At 69.2% G+C, this 18364-nt stretch carries 3 protein-coding genes; all 3 read left to right on the top strand.

Annotated elements, in window-relative coordinates:
- Positions 1-137 precede the first annotated feature (137 nt).
- The 3 genes from OCS65_RS27475 to OCS65_RS27485 all read left to right on the top strand — a co-directional run bounded on the left by OCS65_RS27475 (position 138) and on the right by OCS65_RS27485 (position 18341).
- A complete protein-coding gene (locus tag OCS65_RS27475) occupies positions 138-1370 on the top strand; it encodes an MFS transporter (RefSeq protein WP_051446036.1) in 1233 nt (410 codons plus the stop codon).
- Positions 1367-3691 carry a glycoside hydrolase family 3 C-terminal domain-containing protein gene (locus tag OCS65_RS27480; protein ID WP_231772122.1) on the top strand — a complete coding sequence of 775 codons (2325 nt, stop codon included), beginning with the start codon at positions 1367-1369 and terminating at the stop codon, positions 3689-3691. Before OCS65_RS27475 ends, OCS65_RS27480 begins: the two co-directional genes overlap by 4 nt.
- Before the next feature lie 820 nt (positions 3692-4511).
- Positions 4512-18341, top strand: a complete 13830-nt coding sequence (locus OCS65_RS27485; RefSeq protein WP_420833221.1) for an amino acid adenylation domain-containing protein — start codon at positions 4512-4514, stop codon at positions 18339-18341.
- Positions 18342-18364 lie beyond the last annotated feature (23 nt).

Consider the following 18364-nt stretch of genomic DNA (forward strand, 5'->3'; position numbering starts at 1 on the left):
CACACGTTCACACGTTCACACGTTCGAGCATCGGGCCCTGACCGCAGCCGCTCGACATCCCTCGGAGCATCCACCGGTGCGTCCCGAGCGGCCGGTCGGTTAGCGTGACGGGTCCGGCCCCGGCGAGAGGACGAACGATGACCACAGCAGCACCTGCACCGGCACGACAGCTGAGCCGGGCCCTGGCCGGCGTGCTGGCCGTCCTCGTCACCACCGGGTGGGCGGCGAACCACTTCGCCGCGATGATCCCCGTCCTGCGCGAGCACGAAGGCCTCTCGCGCGCGCTGCTCGACGGGGTGTTCGGCATCTATGCGCTCGGGCTGCTGCCCGGTCTCGTCGGCGGCGGCGCACTCTCGGACCGGACCGGCCGTGCGGCGGTCGTCCTCCCCGGTGCGACGATCGCCCTCGTCGGCACCGTGCTGCTGCTCGTCCGGCACGACGCCGCCGGACTCGTCGCGGGCCGCCTCGTCGTGGGCATCGGCGCGGGCCTGGCCATCGGTGCGGGCACGGCCTGGGCCACCGACCTGCGCGGGAAGGTCGGCACGGTGCTCGCCGGCGTCGCGCTCAGCTCCGGATTCGCCCTGGGGCCTTTCGTGTCCGGTCTGCTCGCCGAGTTCGGCCCCCGGCCGCTGTCCCTGCCGTTCGTGCTCTCGGCCGCGTTGTCGGCCGCGGCCGTCACCGCCGCGACGGTGTGGAGCCGGCCGGCCCACTACGCGGCGGCGGACCTGCAGCCGGTCGTGCCGGGACACGGCCGGTCGGTGGCCGGTGCGCTGTCCTGGTCGCTGCCGCTGGCACCCTGGGTGTTCGCCTGCGTCACAGTCGCTTTCGTGACGTTTCCGGCCCGGGTCGCGAGCGCGTACGCGGGACCGGCGCTGACCGGGGCCGCGGCGCTGCTCGCCCTGGGCTCCGGGATCGTCGCGCAGGCCGTGGCCCGTCGGCGGGAGTGGGGCCCGCAGGCCGGGACGGCCGGCGCCGTCCTCGCCGGACTCGGGTTCCTCCTCGTCGGCGCCGGCGGGGCGCACCCGCCGCTGTGGCTGCTGCCCGTCGCGGCACCCGTGCTCGGGGTGGCCTACGGGCTGTGCCTGCGCGAGGGCCTGCTCGACCTGGAGTCACTCGCGCCGAAGACCTCGCGCGGGACGCTGACCGGCGTCTTCTACGTCGGCACCTACCTGGGCTTCGCGCTGCCGCTGCTGCTCGTGCTGTTCGAGCCCACCACCGGCGCGAGCCTGCCGCTGTTCGTGCTCGCCGTCCCGGCGTTCGCGGTCGCGCTGGTACGGGCCCGCCGGCTGGCCGTCGCCGAGCACCCCCGCGCCGTCGACGCGCCGCGCAGCCCCGGCGAATCGTCGCGGACGGAAGGACACCGGCGATGACCACGCGCCCCGACCTGACCCTCGAACAGCAGGCCGCCCTGCTGTCCGGCCACGACTTCTGGAGCACCGAGGCCATCGAGGAGGCCGGGATTCCGAGTGTCGTCCTGACCGACGGCCCGCACGGCGTGCGCTGTCAGTCCGGCGACAGCGACCACCTCGGCCTGCACGCCAGCCTGCCCGCGACGTGCTTCCCGCTCGCCGTCGCCGTCGGCTCGAGCTGGGACCGGAGCGTCGCCGAGGAGGTGGGCCGCGCCGTGGGACGGGAGGCGCGCGCCCTCGGCGTGCACGTGGTCCTCGGGCCGGGCGTCAACATCAAGCGCTCACCGCTGTGCGGACGCAACTTCGAGTACTACTCGGAGGACCCGCTGCTCTCCGGCGTCCTCGGTGCGGCGCACGTGCGGGGTCTCCAGTCCGTGGGGGTCGGGGCGTGCGTCAAGCACTTCGCCGCCAACAACCAGGAAACGGACCGGATGCGGGTCAGCGCGGACGTCGACGACCGGACCCTGCGCGAGATCTACCTGCCCGCCTTCGAACGAGTCGTCGCCGAGGCCCGGCCCGCGGCGGTCATGTGCTCCTACAACAAGGTCAACGGCGTATCTGCGGCCGAGAACCGATGGCTGCTCACCGAGGTGCTCCGCGAGCAGTGGGGATTCGCCGGGGTCGTCGTCTCCGACTGGGGCGCCGTCGCCGACCGGGTGGCCGGGGTCACGGCCGGGCTCGACCTCGAGATGCCGGGCAGCGGCGGCGGCACCGACCGGCAGGTGGTCGACGCCGTGCGCGACGGCCGCCTCGACCCGCGTCTCGTCGAGGCGAGCGCCTACCGGGTCCTGGCCCTGTCGGACCTCGTGCGGCCCGCCACCGGCGACCTCGACCTCGACCTCGACCTCGACGGCCAGCACGCGCTTGCGCGCCGGCTCGCCGCCGACTGCGCGGTGTTGCTGAAGAACGACGACGGCGTCCTCCCGCTGCGCCGCGGGCAGCACGTCGCGGTGCTGGGATCGTTCGCCACCACCCCCCGATTCCAGGGCGGCGGAAGCTCGCACATCGCGCCGACCCGGGTCGATCCGGCGCTCGACGCCGTCCGCGCGCTCGCCGCGGCCCACGGCCTGACGGTGTCCGCGGCCGACGGCTTCCCGCTCGGAGCGGACGGCGATGCCCGGGCCCTGCTCGACGAGGCGGTGCGCGTGGCGGCCGCCGCCGACGTGGCCGTCGTGTTCGCCGGCCTCACCGAACGTGAGGAATCCGAGGGCTTCGACCGCGACACGCTCGACCTGCCGCCGGTGCAGGTCGCCCTCGTGCGGGCCGTCGCGCGGGCGGCACCGCGCACGGTCGTCGTCCTCGCCCACGGCGGCGTGGTCTCGCTCGAGGGCTGGCACGACGAGGTCGATGCGATCCTCGACGGCTGGCTGCTCGGGCAGGCCGGCGGGTCGGCGATCGCGGATCTGCTGCTCGGTGTCGCCAACCCGTCCGGACACCTCGCCGAGACCGTCCCGCTGCGACTCGAGGACACCCCCTCGTACCTCAACTTCCCCGGCGAGCAGGGGCACGTCCGCTACGGCGAGGGCGTCATGGTGGGCTACCGCGGCTACGAAACCCTGCGCCGCGCCGTCCGCTACCCGTTCGGACACGGCCTGAGCTACACGACGTTCGTCACCGAGTCCCTCGACGTCGCGCTGGGGGGCGACGGCACCGTCGCGGTGCGCGTGCGCGTGCGCAACGCCGGCGACCGTGCCGGCAAGCACGTGGTGCAGATGTACGTCGCCACCGACGCCGGTCCGGTGCGACGCCCGGTGCGCGAACTGCGGGCGTTCGAGAAGATCGACCTGGCGCCCGGCGAGGCGCGCGACGTCGAGTTGACCTTGGAACGAAGGGCTTTCGCGTACTGGGACGTCGAGCTCGACGACTGGGTCGTGGCGCCCGGTGAATACGCGATCCAGGTGTGCGCCGACGCCGCCACGGTGCTCGAGGCGCGCACCGTCACGCTCGCGGGCGATGTGGTCTCGCGCCCTCTCTCGATGGAATCGACGGTGGGTGAATGGTTCTCGCATCCGACGGTGGGACCGGCGTTCCTCGAGGTCCTCGCCGGGGCGACGGGTTCCGCTCCCACCCCGGATCCGCAGGAACACGCCGGGCTGCTGCGCATGGTCGAATCGATGCGCATGGCCCAGTTCCTGACGTTCCTACCGATCCCGGTCCCTCAGGAGAAACTCGACGAACTCCTCGCGCTCGGTGGCACGGTCGCGAACTCGGCCACCGACGCGGCCGCGGGCAACCGGGACCACCCGGCTCCGACGCCGCCCGGGCAGCCGGGCGGACCGTGAGACGTCACCGCCCGCCGATCGTCGTTCGTCGTTTTTCTCCGAATTCCGAGGGGTGCGCGCCGATTCCTCGAATCGCCGATTTCTCACGGCCCCGATTTCCGGGGAATCGAATGCGAGAAACCGTGTGACCCGAATCGAAGAGACGATCGAAGTTGTTCCGCCGATTCGCGAAATTCTGCATTCACCTTCCGGAATCGAATTCGGTGAGGAAATCGCGTGCCCCCACTCGGTCGAAAATCCTTTCCGCGCCCGTGCACCCGAGCACCGACGCAGAGCAGACCGGAAGACGGTTGTACGCCCGGAATCACGGAGTCGAATTGGCGTAACTTCCGGAATCACACACTCCGGGTCCGACAATTCCCATACGTTCCTCAACGTTGTGCCCTGAGTATCAAAAGAGGCAGGGCGGGCTGCGCACCGATCACGACAGAACGGTCCGGACTCTTCCCACCTTGCCGATATGGAATCCCGAATATTGCGACGCGAGCAGGCGGGAGCCTATGCTGTGCAAGCACGCCGGCTCACACAGCCGCGGGAATCACCCCGGCCGTCGCAGGGAACGGGCCACCCCGCTTCCGGTGCGACGGCCCGGACCGGGGCGCACGCGGAAAGAAGGTTGCGCATCGGCATCTTCTCTTGCACCGATATCAGCCCGCCCGCCTGAATTGCCACCGATTGTCGGTGGCAATTCCGTGAAGGGCTGTGCCCGTTCCTGAAACCTCCCACGAGCGCCGGCCGAGACAGTGCGCCCGTTCGTTCGTCGCGCACAGCGTCCCGCATCGGATGCGCCACCGTCTTTTCCAGGACACAAGGGACCGATATGGCCGCCCCATCCCTACGCCACCACGCACATCCATTCCCCGATGGTCGGATCCCCCCCGAAGCGTTCCCCTTGTCACCGGCTCAGTACGGGATCTGGTTGGCGCAGCAGCTCGCCCCCCAGGTCCCCTTCGCCATCGCCCAGTACGTGGAATTTCCCGGGCCGTTGGATCTCGATCTGTTGCGTGCCGTGTCCGAAACCGCCGGTCGCGAGTTCGAGACCGTCTTCCTGCGCCTGATCGAGATCGACGGGCGCCCGTTCCAGATCGTCGATCGGGAACTCGACTTCCGGACGGAGATTCTGGACTTCCGCGACCGGCGTGAGCCGAGGGCCGCCGCCGAGGAGTGGCTCCGGCGAGACGTCGAACGCCCCGTCGACCTGCTCGCCGACCGGATGTGCAAGATCGCGGTCCTGTGCATCGACGACTCCGACTTCCTGGTCTACGTCAAAGCCCATCACATCGTGCTGGACGGTTACGGGGCAATGATCCTTATGAATCGGGGCGCGGAGTTGTACGCCGCCGCACTCGAGGGCCGCGCGGCGGACGCCGGACCGTCGACAGACCTCCGCACCCTGTACGAACGGGACCGGAAGTATCGAGCATCGCGCAGGTTCGCCGCCGATCGTGACTACTGGTCGCAGCGGATGCTGGCCGCGCCCAAAGGAACCGGAGACACCGCAGTGCCTCCGGCCGTCACGTCCCTCGTCGAGACTGCGGAGTTGTCCCCAGCCGCCTCCGATCACCTGCAGGGGTCCGCCAAGACGATGAACGCAACGCCGACGGCGGTCGTTCTCGCGGCTTTCGCATGCTTCTTCTCGCGGCTGTCCGGCAGCGGCGACGTACTCGTCAACATCCCTGTCTCCGCTCGCACAACCGCACAGCTACGACATTCGGCCGGCATGTTGGTCAACGTCGTCCCGCTGCGGATCGCGGTTCACGCCGAGGACACGCTCGGTGAGCTGGTCGGGCGGATGCAGCTCGAACTGCTGGGAGCGTTACGCCATCAGGGCTGCGGGATCGAGGACATCCGGCGCTCCACGGGGAACGCGGTGTCCCGCTTCTCGGTGCCCCTCGTCAATGTGATGCTCTTCGAGCAGGAGCTGGGACTGGGCGCGGTCCCCGGTACGGTCCACGTCCTGTCCCGGGGACCGGTCGGCGATCGAATGATCAGTGTCTGTCCCGGCGGTTCACCGGCGACGACCACGATCGAATTCCGCGCCAATCCGAATCGGTATCGAGAAGACGAGATACGCCGGCAGTGCACCCAGATCGCGGAACTTCTCGAAGAATTCGTCACTGCGGATCCGGGAACCCCCCTCGGCTCCATCCATCGCACGAGCGCGCGTGAGGCGGAACGCCGCTTCCGGGACGCATCGCTCGTGGACTACTGGACATCGACGCTGGCGGGGCTGCCCACGCCGCCGGAGCTGCCGATCGGCCCCTCGCCGATCCGCCGCACGAAAGATCCTGCGACAGTTCGGTTCCCGATCGACGACGACTCGTGCCGCGCCGTGGTCGCGCTGGCCGCCGAGCAGCACGTCGATTCGTTCGTCGTTCTGCATGCCGCGGTGTCGGTACTGTTGGCACGCCTCGGCGGTGTCGACGACGTCGCGATCGGCACTCCGGTTCCGCGCACCGGAGTATCCGACGCCGAGGTGGACGATGCCATCGGCATCCTCGTCCTGCGTGCTCGTGCCGGTTCCGCGACGAGATTCGACGACCTGGTTGCGCAGCTCGGCCGAACCGACCGGGAGGCCTTCGAACATGCCGACGTGTCCCCGCGACGCCTGGCCGAGGCACTGGGTCCGAGTCAGGACGGGACTCGGTCACCGTTGTATCGGGTGACGCTCGAACATCACGTCGAGGCACAGTCTTCCGCCGGCGAGCCGGTTACGGGCACGGCAACGACCTACGCCAGCATGTGCTTCGGCACGGCGGACCTGCAGATCTCCGTGACCGAGCGGCGGAACCGCATCACCACCGGCATGAGCGTGAGCATGCGGTATGCGACCGAGCCGATCGCCGAGGGGACCGTCTGCGGGTTCGCGAGCCGGTTCACGCGGATTCTGACGGCGATCGCGGCGGATGCGTCCGTGCGGATCGGCGACATCGATCTGCTCGGCCCGGAGGAACGGGAGACTCTGGTACCGGCGCGCGGTCCGGCCGGAGTCCCGGTGCGACGTCTGCCGGACATCCTCGCGGCTGCGGCGTCCGCGGACCCGGAGGCCGTTGCGGTGTCGTGTGGGACGGTCCGGATCTCCTACCGAACACTCGACGAGCAGACGAACCGACTGGCACGGCGCCTGATCGACCTCGGTGCGGGTCCGGAACGCTTCGTCGCGATCGGGATCGAGCGGTCGGCCGACTCGGTGGTGGCGGTATGGGCGGTAACCAAGACGGGCGCGGCGTTCGTGCCGGTGGATCCGACTTACCCGGCCGAGCGGATCGAGTTCATGCTGGACGACTGCGGCGCGGTCCTGGGACTGACGACGCTCTCCCAGCGTGCTCGGATGCCGGAACGCGTGCGGTGGGTGGTGCTCGACGATCCCCGGATGGCCGACCCGCCGGCCCGGCGCGGGACGACGGTGGCCGATACGGACCGCGTGATGCCGCTGAGGGCGGATCATCCGGCGTACCTGATCTACACCTCGGGGTCGACGGGGACGCCGAAAGGTGTCGTGATCACGCATCGCGGACTGGCGAACCTCGTGGCCTTTGCGGCGGCATCGGCCGAGCCGGGGGCGCGCGTATGGCACGGCGCGTCGCCCAGTTTCGACCTGGCAGTGCTCGAGATGCTCCTCGCGTTCGGTGTCGGGGCTCAGCTGGTCGTAGCACCCTCCGGGGTGTACGGCGGCACCGAACTCGCACGACTGCTCGCCGCCGAGCACGTCACGCACTGGTGTACCACCCCGGCGGTCCTGTCCACCCTCGACCCGAGAAGTCTGGACGACCTGGTCTTCGTGATCGTCGGCGGCGAATCGTGTCCCCCGGGCCTCGTGGAGCGGTGGGCACCGGGCCGGCGCATGGTCAACGGGTACGGTCCCAGCGAGGCCACGGTGCAGGCGACGACCGACGATCTTCTGCCCGGCGACGGCGTCGGACTCGGGAATCCGGGGCCGGGATTCGAAGCGATCGTGCTCGACGCACGCCTGCATCCCGTACCCGTCGGCGTCGTCGGGGAACTCTACCTGTCGGGACCGGCTCTGGCGCGGGGGTACCACCGCCGGTCCGGGACCACCGCGACGCGGTTCGTGGCGGATCCGTTCGGGGCGCCGGGGCGGCGGATGTACCGCACCGGAGACCTGATGCGCTGGTCGACCGGGACGAGCGCACCGGTCGGCGGAACCTCGCTGCTGCGGCTCGAGTACGTCGGACGCGCGGATCTTCAGGTGAAGCTGCGAGGCCGGCGAATCGAGCTCGGCGAGGTGGAGGCGGCGTTGCTCCGCCACGACCGGGTGGGTCAGGCAGTGGCGGTGCTCCGGGTCGACGGTGGAATCGAGCATCTCGTGGGCTACGTGGTGCCCCGCCCGGGCGAGGTCGTCGACGGGGCAGAGGTACAGAAGTCGGTGGCGACCGCGCTGCCCGACTTCCTGATGCCCGCGGTAGTGGTGGTGCTGGCCGCGATGCCCGTCACCGCCAACGGCAAGATCGACCGGAATGCACTGCCGGTCCCGACGTTCGGAGGATCGGCGTACCGGCCGCCGCGCACGGCGCTGGAACGGACCCTGGTTGGGGCCTTCGCCCAGGTACTCGGCGTCGCTCCCGACCGGGTAGGCCTCGACGACGGCTTCTTCGACCTCGGCGGGGACTCGCTGCTGGCCACGGGACTCGTCGCCCGGATCCGCGCGACCCTACGGGCCGAGGTACCGATCAGGACCGTCTTCGAGGCCCCGACCGTCGCCGGACTGGTACCGCGGCTCGCGGAGTGCGGTGTTGCGCGGCCGCCGCTCGTCCCGCAGCGGCGGCCGAAGCGGATTCCGTTGTCCTACGCCCAGAGTCGACTGTGGTTCATCCACCGATACGAGGGGCCGTCGACGACGTACAACCTTCCGATGGCGGCGCGGCTCCGCGGGGAAGTGGACGTCGCGGCCATGGTGGCGGCCTTCACCGATGTGGTCACCCGCCACGAGAGCCTGCGCACGGTGTTCGGGGAGGAAGAGGGCATTCCCTTCCAACAGATCCTGCCGGTCGACGAGGTCACGCTGTCGCTCCCCGTGACAACGGTTTCCGGCGAACTCATGGCCGACGCGGTCGAGGCGGAGGTCGCGTACCGCTTCGATCTCTCCACCGAAATCCCCATACGCGCGGCGCTGCTTCGGCAATCTCCCGACGAGCACGTTCTGGTGCTCGTGCTCCACCACATCGCCGGCGACGGCGCCTCCATGGTCCCCCTGGTGCGCGACGTCATGACCGCATACGCGGCCCGGGCCGCAGGATCGGCGCCGAACTGGGATCCGCTGCCGGTGCAGTATGCGGACTACGCGCTGTGGCAGCGGGAGATGCTCGGTACGGAGACCGATCCGGACAGTATGCTCTATCGCCAGTTCGAGTACTGGCGAGCAGAATTGGCGGATGCGCCGGAGCAGCTCCGCTTGCCGACGGATCGAATCCGGCCTCCGGTGCAGTCGTTCGAGGGCGGAACGGTCGAGTTCACCGTCGATGCGTCGCTGCGGGAAGCAGTCGACGAGCTGGCCCGCTCACGCGGAGCGACCACATCGATGGTGATGCAGTCGGCACTGGCCGTGCTACTGCACAAGCTCGGCGCCGGAACCGACATCCTCATCGGCGGTCCGGTAGCGGGCCGTACCGATGAGCTGCTGGCCGACCTGGTGGGATTCTTCGTCAACTCCTGGGTGCTGCGCGTCGATCTGTCCGGACTCGACGATTTCGCAGCGGTTCTCGACCAGGTGCGGGCAAAGGCGCTGGCCGCGTACGAGAATCAGGACGCGCCGTTCGAACGCCTCGTCGAACTGCTCAATCCGGTCCGGTCCACCGCGCATCACGCATTGTTCCAGGTCGCGATGGCGTTGCAGAACAACCCGCTTCCTGTGCTCGACTATCCCGGGCTCCAGGTCGCGATGGAGCCGGTGACGGCCGGCGTGGCCCGATTCGACCTGTTCTTCAGCCTGTCCGATGTGCCGGCGACACCGCATTCGCCCGGAGGGATGCGGGGAACGATCGAGTACGCGAGCGATCTGTTCGATCGCAGCACCGTGCAGCAGATCGCGGCGCGCTTCGTCCGGGTTCTCACGTCGATGGTGACGTGTCCGCAACGCCGCTTCGTCCTGGTGGACCTGCTCGAACCGCACGAGCGCGTGCAGGTGTTGCAGGAGTGGAACGGCACGACGGTGACCGTCCCGGACACGACGGTACCGATGCTGTTCGCCCGGCAGGTGTCCGCCGACCCGGATGCGGTGGCGCTCACGTCCGGTACCGAACAGTGGACGTACCGGGAGTTGGCGGCTCGCGCGACCCGATTGGCCCACCGGTTGATCGACCTCGGGGTGGGCCCGGAGTCGGTCGTGGCGGTCGCCCTGGATCGTTCGGCGGCATCGATCGTGGCCCTGCTGGCGGTGTCGACGGCCGGCGGCGCGTATCTGCCGATCGACCCGGGCTATCCCGGTGAACGCACCAGGTTCATCCTCGAGGACGCCGCCCCGCTCCTGGTGCTGAGCGACGCTGTCGTCGCCGGTCGATTGCGGTCCCCGGCATGCCCCGTGCTGCTCCTCGACCCCGGCGGAGCATCGGTCGGCGACCCGACGACGCGAGTCGGTCCCGTCACCGATTCCGATCGGCGAATGCCACTGCGTCCCGAGCATCCGGCATATCTCATCTACACCTCGGGCTCGACCGGCGTGCCGAAGGGCGTGGCGATCACCCACCGCAATCTCGTCCACCTGGTCTCGCACGGCTGGCCCGCGAACCGGCCGCGGGAGCGGATGTCGATGACGTCCTCGCCGGGATTCGATGCGTCCGTGTACGAAATCTGGCCGGCCCTGCTCACCGGCGCCGAGCTCGTGCTCGCCCCGCCCGGGCCGGCAGATCCGATGGATATCGCGCAGACGGTGCTCGACCACGGTGTCACAGCCGTGTTCGTCTCGACTCCGATGTTCCATCTGCTTGCCGATCCCGGCATCGCCACGGACGGGGTATGGGATCACGTGGACCAGGTGGTCACGGCTGGTGCGGCGCTGTTCCCGGCGGCCGTCGACCGCTTCCGCGCCGCGCATCCCGGCCCCCTCGTGGTCAACGCATACGGACCGACGGAGACCACCGTCTGCGCCACCCTGTATCCGGTGCCGACCACCCACGAACCGGGCAGCAGCTCGGTGCCGATCGGAATACCCATCGAGGGCGTGCAGGTGTTCGTGCTCGATGCCGGCCTGCAACCGGTACCGGTCGGGGTGCCCGGGGAGCTGTACCTGGCCGGCGCGGGCGTCGGACGCGGCTACCACGGCCGGCCGGCGATGACGGCGGGCCGGTTCGTCGCATGCCCGTTCGGGGCGCCCGGGCAGCGGATGTACCGGTCGGGGGATCTCGTGGCATGGCGGTCCCGCGAACGCACGGAAACCGGGCGGGTGAGAGCCGCAGACCTCGAATTCGTCGGCCGCGTCGACGACCAGCTCGAGATCCGTGGATTCCGGGTCGAGCCCGGTGAGGTCGAGGCGGTCCTGACTTCCCATCCCGCAGTCGCACAGGCGGCGGTGGTCCCGCGCGCGGTACCGGGTGACATCGCGAGCACGCAGCTGGTCGGATATGTCGTCCTCGACCGGGACCTGACCCTGCGGGCGGAGGCAGCCCGGGAGTCGGAAGCGGTCGAGCGCTGGCAGGCTCTGTACGACGACGTGTACTCGGACGCGGCGGCGGCCGTCCCCGCCTCACCGGCACTGTCGCTCGACGAGGACTTCGGCGGCTGGAACGCCAGCGCCACCGGTCGACCACTGCCCCTCGACGAGATGCGGCAGTGGCGGGACGCGGCCGTGCAGTCGATCCGGACGCTGCGACCGCACCGGCTGCTCGAACTCGGCGCGGGCTCGGGATTGCTGCTCGCCGAACTCGCCCCCGAATGCGGCGAGTACTGGGCGACGGACTTCGCCGCATCGGCGATCGCGTCGCTGCGTGTCAAGGTGGCCGGACAACCGTGGGCGCAGCGGGTGCGGCTGCGGACGCAGCCCGCTCACGTGACCGACGGTCTTCCCGAAGGCCACTTCGACACCGTGGTGCTCAACTCGGTGGTCCAGTACTTCCCCGACGCCGCGTATCTGCTCGAGGTACTCGGAAAGGCACTGCGACTGCTCACGCCCGGCGGGGCGCTGTACCTCGGCGACGTTCGGAACCTGGCATCGTTGCCACAGTTCGCGGCCGGAGTGGAACTCGCGCGTGCCGGCGTGACAGACACCGCATCGGTCGTTCGCGAACGGGTCCGCCGAGCGATGCTCACCGAGCGGGAATTGCTGCTCGCTCCCGAATTCTTCACCTCACTGCCGCAGCACCTGACCGGCATCACGGGGACAGAGATCCAGCTCGGCCGGATGCACGCGGTCAACGAACTCAGCTGCCACCGCTATCAGGTGATCCTGCGTACCGGTCCGGCGCCGGTCCGCTCCCTCGGAGACGCCCCGAGGCAACCGTGGCACCGGTGGGGAACGATGGCAGCCCTGTGCGACCACCTCCGCGCACATCGGCCGGACATGTTGCGTGTCGACGGGGTACCGCACGCCGGGCTGGTGCGTGCCGTCGCGCTGGCCGACCGGCTCGACGAGGCACCCGATGACGTGCCGGTGCAGAACCTGCTCGACGGAGCTCCGACGCAAGACGGCTGGATGCCGCACGACTTGGATTCCGTCGGAAAGGAACTCGGATACTCGGTCGCGGTGACCTGGTCCCCCACGCCGGGCGGGATGGACGCCGTCTTCATCGCCGGGGAGACGAACGACACCTATCCCGCCGCCGTCACGGATGTGTATCTCCCGGCGGGACCGATCGGTCCACTCGCTCGATACGTCAACGACCCCGCCGCGAGTACCCGCATCGACGAGATCCGCCGCTTCGTCTCCGAGCGACTTCCGGACTTCATGGTTCCGTCCGCACTCGTGCACATGGCCGCTCTCCCCTTGACCGCGCACGGAAAGCTCGACCATCGGGCCCTGCCGGCACCGGAGTTCGCGATCCCGGGCGCTGACGTCCAAGCGCCGTCGACACCCACCGAGGAGACACTGGCCGCCGTCTTCGCCGAAGTGCTGGGACTCGGGCGGGTCGGAGCGCACGATTCCTTCTTCGCGCTCGGCGGGGACTCGATCATGTCGATCCAGCTCGTCGCACGGGCAAAGGCGGCGGGTGTGCTCATCTCGCCACGAGACGTGTTCGAACACAAGACCGTTTCGGCGTTGGCCGCCGTGGCCACCTCCCTCGCACAGGGCCACGAGGCGCTTCCGGAACTGCCCGGAGGAGGAATCGGCGACATCACCCCGCTCCCGATCCACCGATGGCTGTTCGAACGCGGCGGTGGCTTCGACCGATTCTCCCAATCCGTGTTGCTCACCCTCCCCGCCGAGGCGGACGAGGCGAATCTGACGGCCGCTCTGCAGGCGGTCGTGGATGCGCACGACATGCTCCGCGCACGACTGCACCTCCCCTCGGAGTCCGCATCCGGATGGGGCCTCGAAACACGGCCGGCCGGAACGGTACACGCGGACAAGCTGTTCCTTCGGATATCGGTCGACTCGGTCACCGGCCCGGACTTCACCTCCACCGTCGGGGCGGCACTCGATGCCGCGACCGGGCGGCTCGACCCCGCGTCCGGGATCGTGCTGCAAGCGGTGTGGTTCGATGCGGGACCGATCGGCAGGTTGCTGCTGGTGGCCCATCACCTGGTGATCGACGGCGTGTCGTGGCGCATCCTGGTGCCGGACCTCGCCACCGCGTGGGGAAGGACCGTCGCAGGACTCGAGCCCGAACTCGAAGCCGAGCACACCTCGATGCGCCGATGGGCCCACGGGCTGCGCGAGGAATCCCGCAGCGAAAACCGGCGCGCAGAACTGGATCTGTGGCAGGACATGCTCTCGGTCGAGGAGCCTCCCCTGGGCTCGCGGTTCCTCGACACTGCGAAGGATGTCGGTGCCACCCTCGACACGATCACCGTCGACGTGCCGACCGTCACCACCGAGATCCTCCTCACCGCACTGCCGGCCGCCGTCCACGGCGGCGTGAACGACGGCCTCCTCACAGCCCTCGGCGCAGCGGTGATCACGTGGTGCCGCGCTCGCGGACAGGACACCGATCGGGTCCTGGTCGGGCTCGAAGGCCACGGTCGGGAAGAACAGGTGGTACCCGGCGCCGACCTGTCCCGGACGGTCGGGTGGTTCACCACCATGTTCCCGGTGCGGCTCGATCTGTCCGGAATCGATTCGTCCGAGGTGTTCGCGACGGGCACCGGAAGAGGTATCGATGCGGTCAAAGCGGTCAAGGAACAACTCCTCGCCGTTCCCGACCACGGCATCGGGTACGGCATGCTGCGCTGGATCGACGACGAGTACCGCACGACGCTCGAGTCCCGTCCCGAACCGCAGATCGTCTTCAACTATCTCGGCCGGGTCGCGACCACCTCGTCGGGAAGCGCCCGAGAGGCCGGATGGATACCGATCGCCGACATCGATCTCGGGCCCGGCACAGATCCGGCTCAGCCGGCGGCCGCCGCGGTGGCGGTCAACGCCGTCGTCGTCGACACGGACACCGGGCCGATGCTGCGCACATCGTTCACGTTCCCGACCGGCGTGCTGGCGACGGACGAGGTAACCGATCTGGCACAACGGTGGCGGCAGGCCCTGATCGCGCTGGCCCTCGACACCACGGTGCCCGGCGCCGGCGGCCACACACCGTCGGATCTGTCCTTGGTGCCGCTGTCCCAGCGCGCGATCGACGATCTCGAGCACCGCTGTCCGGGGCTCGAGGACGTCTGGCCGTTGACTCCCCTGCAGAGCGGCCTGCTGTTCCACGCCATCCAGGCGGACTCCGTCGACGCCTACACGGTGCAACTCACCCTGCATCTGCAGGGGCGGATCGACCCGCGGCGCCTGCGGGCTGCGGCTGCGGCCGTCGTGGTCCGACACCCGAACCTGCGGGTCGCCTTCGTACTCGACGAGGGCAACCCGGTCCAGGTCGTCCAGCGTGGGATCGAACTCCCGCTCCGCGAGATCGATCTGACGGCCGTCGACGTCGCCGTCCGCGACACCGAGCTGGACCGGATCCTGACCGAGGACCGGCTCGCGCGCTTCGACACCGCCGTCGCGCCACTGCTGCGACTGACCCTGATCCGGATGGGACCCGACGACTTCCGGCTGCTGTTCACCAATCACCACCTCCTGCTCGACGGGTGGTCTGCGCCGCTGCTACTGAAGGAACTGCTCGTCCTCTACGCCGGTGCGGGTGACACATCGGTCCTGCCCCCACCCCACGCCTACCGGGACTATCTGATCTGGCTCGGCCGCCAGGATTCCGACGCCGCATGCTCGGCATGGTCCCGCTATCTGAGGGGAGTCGACGGCCCGACTCTGCTCGTCCCGGGCCGGCGAGGTGAGCCGGTGGGTGCCGTCTCCGAGGAAACGTCCCGGACGCTCGGCGAGGACCGGACACGACAGCTCGAGGCATTCGCACGCACGCATTCCCTGACGCTCAACACCCTCGTGCAGGTCGCGTGGGGGATTGTGCTGGCCACGCTCACCTCGCTTCGCGACGTCGTGTTCGGCAGCACCGTCTCCGGCCGACAGGCGACGGTGCCCGGCATCGAGGAGATGGTCGGGCTGTTCATCAATACCGTGCCGGTACGCATCAGCGTCGATCCGAACAGGACCCTCACGGAGTTGCTCGAACGGGTCCGCGCCGAACAGACCGAGTTGCTCGACAGTCACCACGTCGGGCTGGCGGACATCCAACGGGCAGCCGGGCCGGCCGCCGTCTTCGACACGCTGACGGTGTTCGAGTCGTATCCCGTCGACCGGGCCGCGTTGAGTCGGGCCACCGATGTCGCCGGCATGCGAGTGACTCATGTGACCGCCCGCGACTCCGGTCATTACCCCGTTGCACTGATCGCACACACCGACCCCCTGCTGCACCTGCGTATCAGCTACCGACCCGACCTGTACGACCGCGGAAGTGCCGAGCAGACCCTGAGGCGGGTCGTCCGAGTGCTCGACGCCGTCGTCGACGAACCCGAGACGACGCTCGGTCGGTTGAACCTGCTCGACGAAGCCGAACGTCGGCGTCTGGCTCCGGTCGGGAGTTCCCCGGCGGTCCCGGTATCCGAGGCGACGTGGACCGAGATGCTCGCAGGACAGGTAGCCCGCCATCGGGACGCGATCGCAGTCGTCGAGAACGGAGAACAACTCACCTATGCAGACTTCGGAGCCCGGATCAGCCGGCTGGCGCGATGGTTGATCTCCCGGGGCGTCCGTCCCGAGGCGCCCGTGATCGTGGCGATGCGTCGATCCGTCGACCAGCTCGTGGCGACGCTCGCGATCCTCGAAGCCGGAGGCGTGTACGTGCCGATCGACCCTGATCACCCAGCTGAACGTATCGCACACGTCCTCGAAACTGCACAGCCGATGTGCGTGCTGGCCTCGGAAGGGATCGAGCTGCCGGGAACAGTGCCTGTAATACGCACGGACGCCCTCGATCTGTCCGGATTTCCTGCGTCTCCCGTCACCGATACCGACCGGCTCGCGCCGGTACGGCCGGACAACACCGCGTACGTGATCTTCACGTCGGGCTCGACGGGCACACCCAAGGGAGTGACGGTGACCCACCGGGGGCTGACAACTCCGGCGCAGTGGTGTGCGGGTGTCGCCGACTCCGAATCCCGGGTTCTGCACGCAATCTCACCCAGTTTCGACGCATCGCTGCTGGAGTACCTCACGGCCGTCGCGGCCGGCGGACAGCTGGTGGTGGCGCCACCCACGGTGTACGGAGGCGCCGAGATGAAGGCACTTCTGCGTACCGCGCGGATCACGCATCTGTACATCACCCCCACCGTGCTGGCCACCATCGATCCGTCGGGGCTGGACGAACTCGCATTCGTGTGCGTCGGCGGTGAGACGTGTCCACCGTGGCTCGTCGAGCGATGGGCGACCGGCAGACGCATGGTCAACGGGTACGGACCCACCGAGACGACGGTGATGTCGAATGTCCGCGACCCATTGGCGGCGGACGAACCGATCACGCTCGGCGTACCGATGCCCGGATTCGCCGAGGTGGTGACGGATCGGCGGATACAGCCGGTGCCGGTCGGGGTGAGCGGGGAACTGTACGTGGCGGGTCCGGGACTGGCCCGCGGATACCACCGGCAACCGGGAACGACGGCAACCCGATTCGTGGCCGACCCGTTCGGAGCGCCGGGACGACGGATGTACCGCACCGGTGACCTGGTGCGGTGGACGGACACGACCGGGCGACTCGAACCGGAATATGTGGGGCGTTCCGACTTCCAGGTGAAGGTGCGGGGATTGCGCATCGAACTGGAAGAGGTAGAGGCGGCGCTGGTGCGGCACCCCGCGGTTGCCCAGGCCGTGGCCGTGGTCCGCGACGGTGGGCGGGGCGAGCAATTGGTCGCCTACATCGTGCCCGCACACGCACCGGCCGACCCGGCGGAGATCCTCCGTTCCCTGGCAGCCGTGCTGCCGTCGTACATGGTGCCGGTGGCATTGACAGTGCTCCCGGCGATGCCGGTGACACCCACCGGGAAAGTGGATCGGGCGGCGCTACCGGCCCCGGAGTTCAGCCGGTCGGAGTATCGGTCCCCGCGCACCGACACCGAGCGCATCGTTGCGGAGGCCTTCGCGTCTGGGCTCGACCTGGAACGCGTCGGGATCGACGACAACTTCTTCGACCTCGGAGGAAACTCTCTCAGCGCCGTTCGTGTCGCCGCCATCCTGAAATCGAAACTCTCCGGGGACGTCCCGTTACCGCTGATCTTCCTCGCACCCACACCGGCAGGCCTGGCACATCGCCTGGATACCCGTCCCGGTGGGGGCACGCCGTCGACGATCGAGGCGCTCGAAGTGCTGATCCCGCTCCGGGCGGGGGGCAGCCGTACTCCACTGTTCTGCGTGCACCCCGCGATCGGCATCTCCTGGGTGTACGCCGGACTGTTGCGGTACCTTCCCGACCGTGCCGTGTACGGCCTTCAGCTCCCCCTCCTCTCCGGCGGGCCGGCCTATGCGTCCCACCACGCCCTCGCCCATCGCTACGTCGAGGAGCTGCGGGCGGTGCGACCGCACGGCCCCTACCACCTGCTCGGCTGGTCGCAGGGCGGCCTGATCGCGCACCACATGGCGGTCCAACTGCGAAGCGCGGGAGAGGCCGTCGATCTCGTGATGCTCGACTACTACCCGATCGAGCGCGCTCGAAAAGAGCTGACTCTCGCGGAGGTTCTCGTCAGCTTGGGTATCGACGCCGACAGCGCCGAGCCTACGGACATTTCGTTCGACACCGCGCTCACTCAGGTGAACCGTATGCTCGGGCACGAAACAGGTCTCACACCAAGCGATCTCGAGCGCATACTGGGGGCGTACGCCGAGGTGCACCGCACCGGACCGGAACTCGGGGTGGAGGTATTCGACGGCGACATGCTGTTCTTCGCTGCCGCGAACTCGTTGGACGACTCGGGCGAGACATCACCGGGGCTGTGGCGGAAGACCGTGACGGGCTCGATCGTCGAGCACGTCGTCGCGGGTGATCACCTGCATATGATGAATCCCGAAGCGACCTCGGTCATCGGCCCGATTCTGGCGGACCATCTCGGTCGAATCGATGAGCGCCGCCGATCTCCCCGGTGACGGGTCGATACTGTGTCGCAGCG

This window comes from Rhodococcus aetherivorans (genome assembly GCF_025722975.1).
Lineage (GTDB): Bacteria > Actinomycetota > Actinomycetes > Mycobacteriales > Mycobacteriaceae > Rhodococcus > Rhodococcus aetherivorans.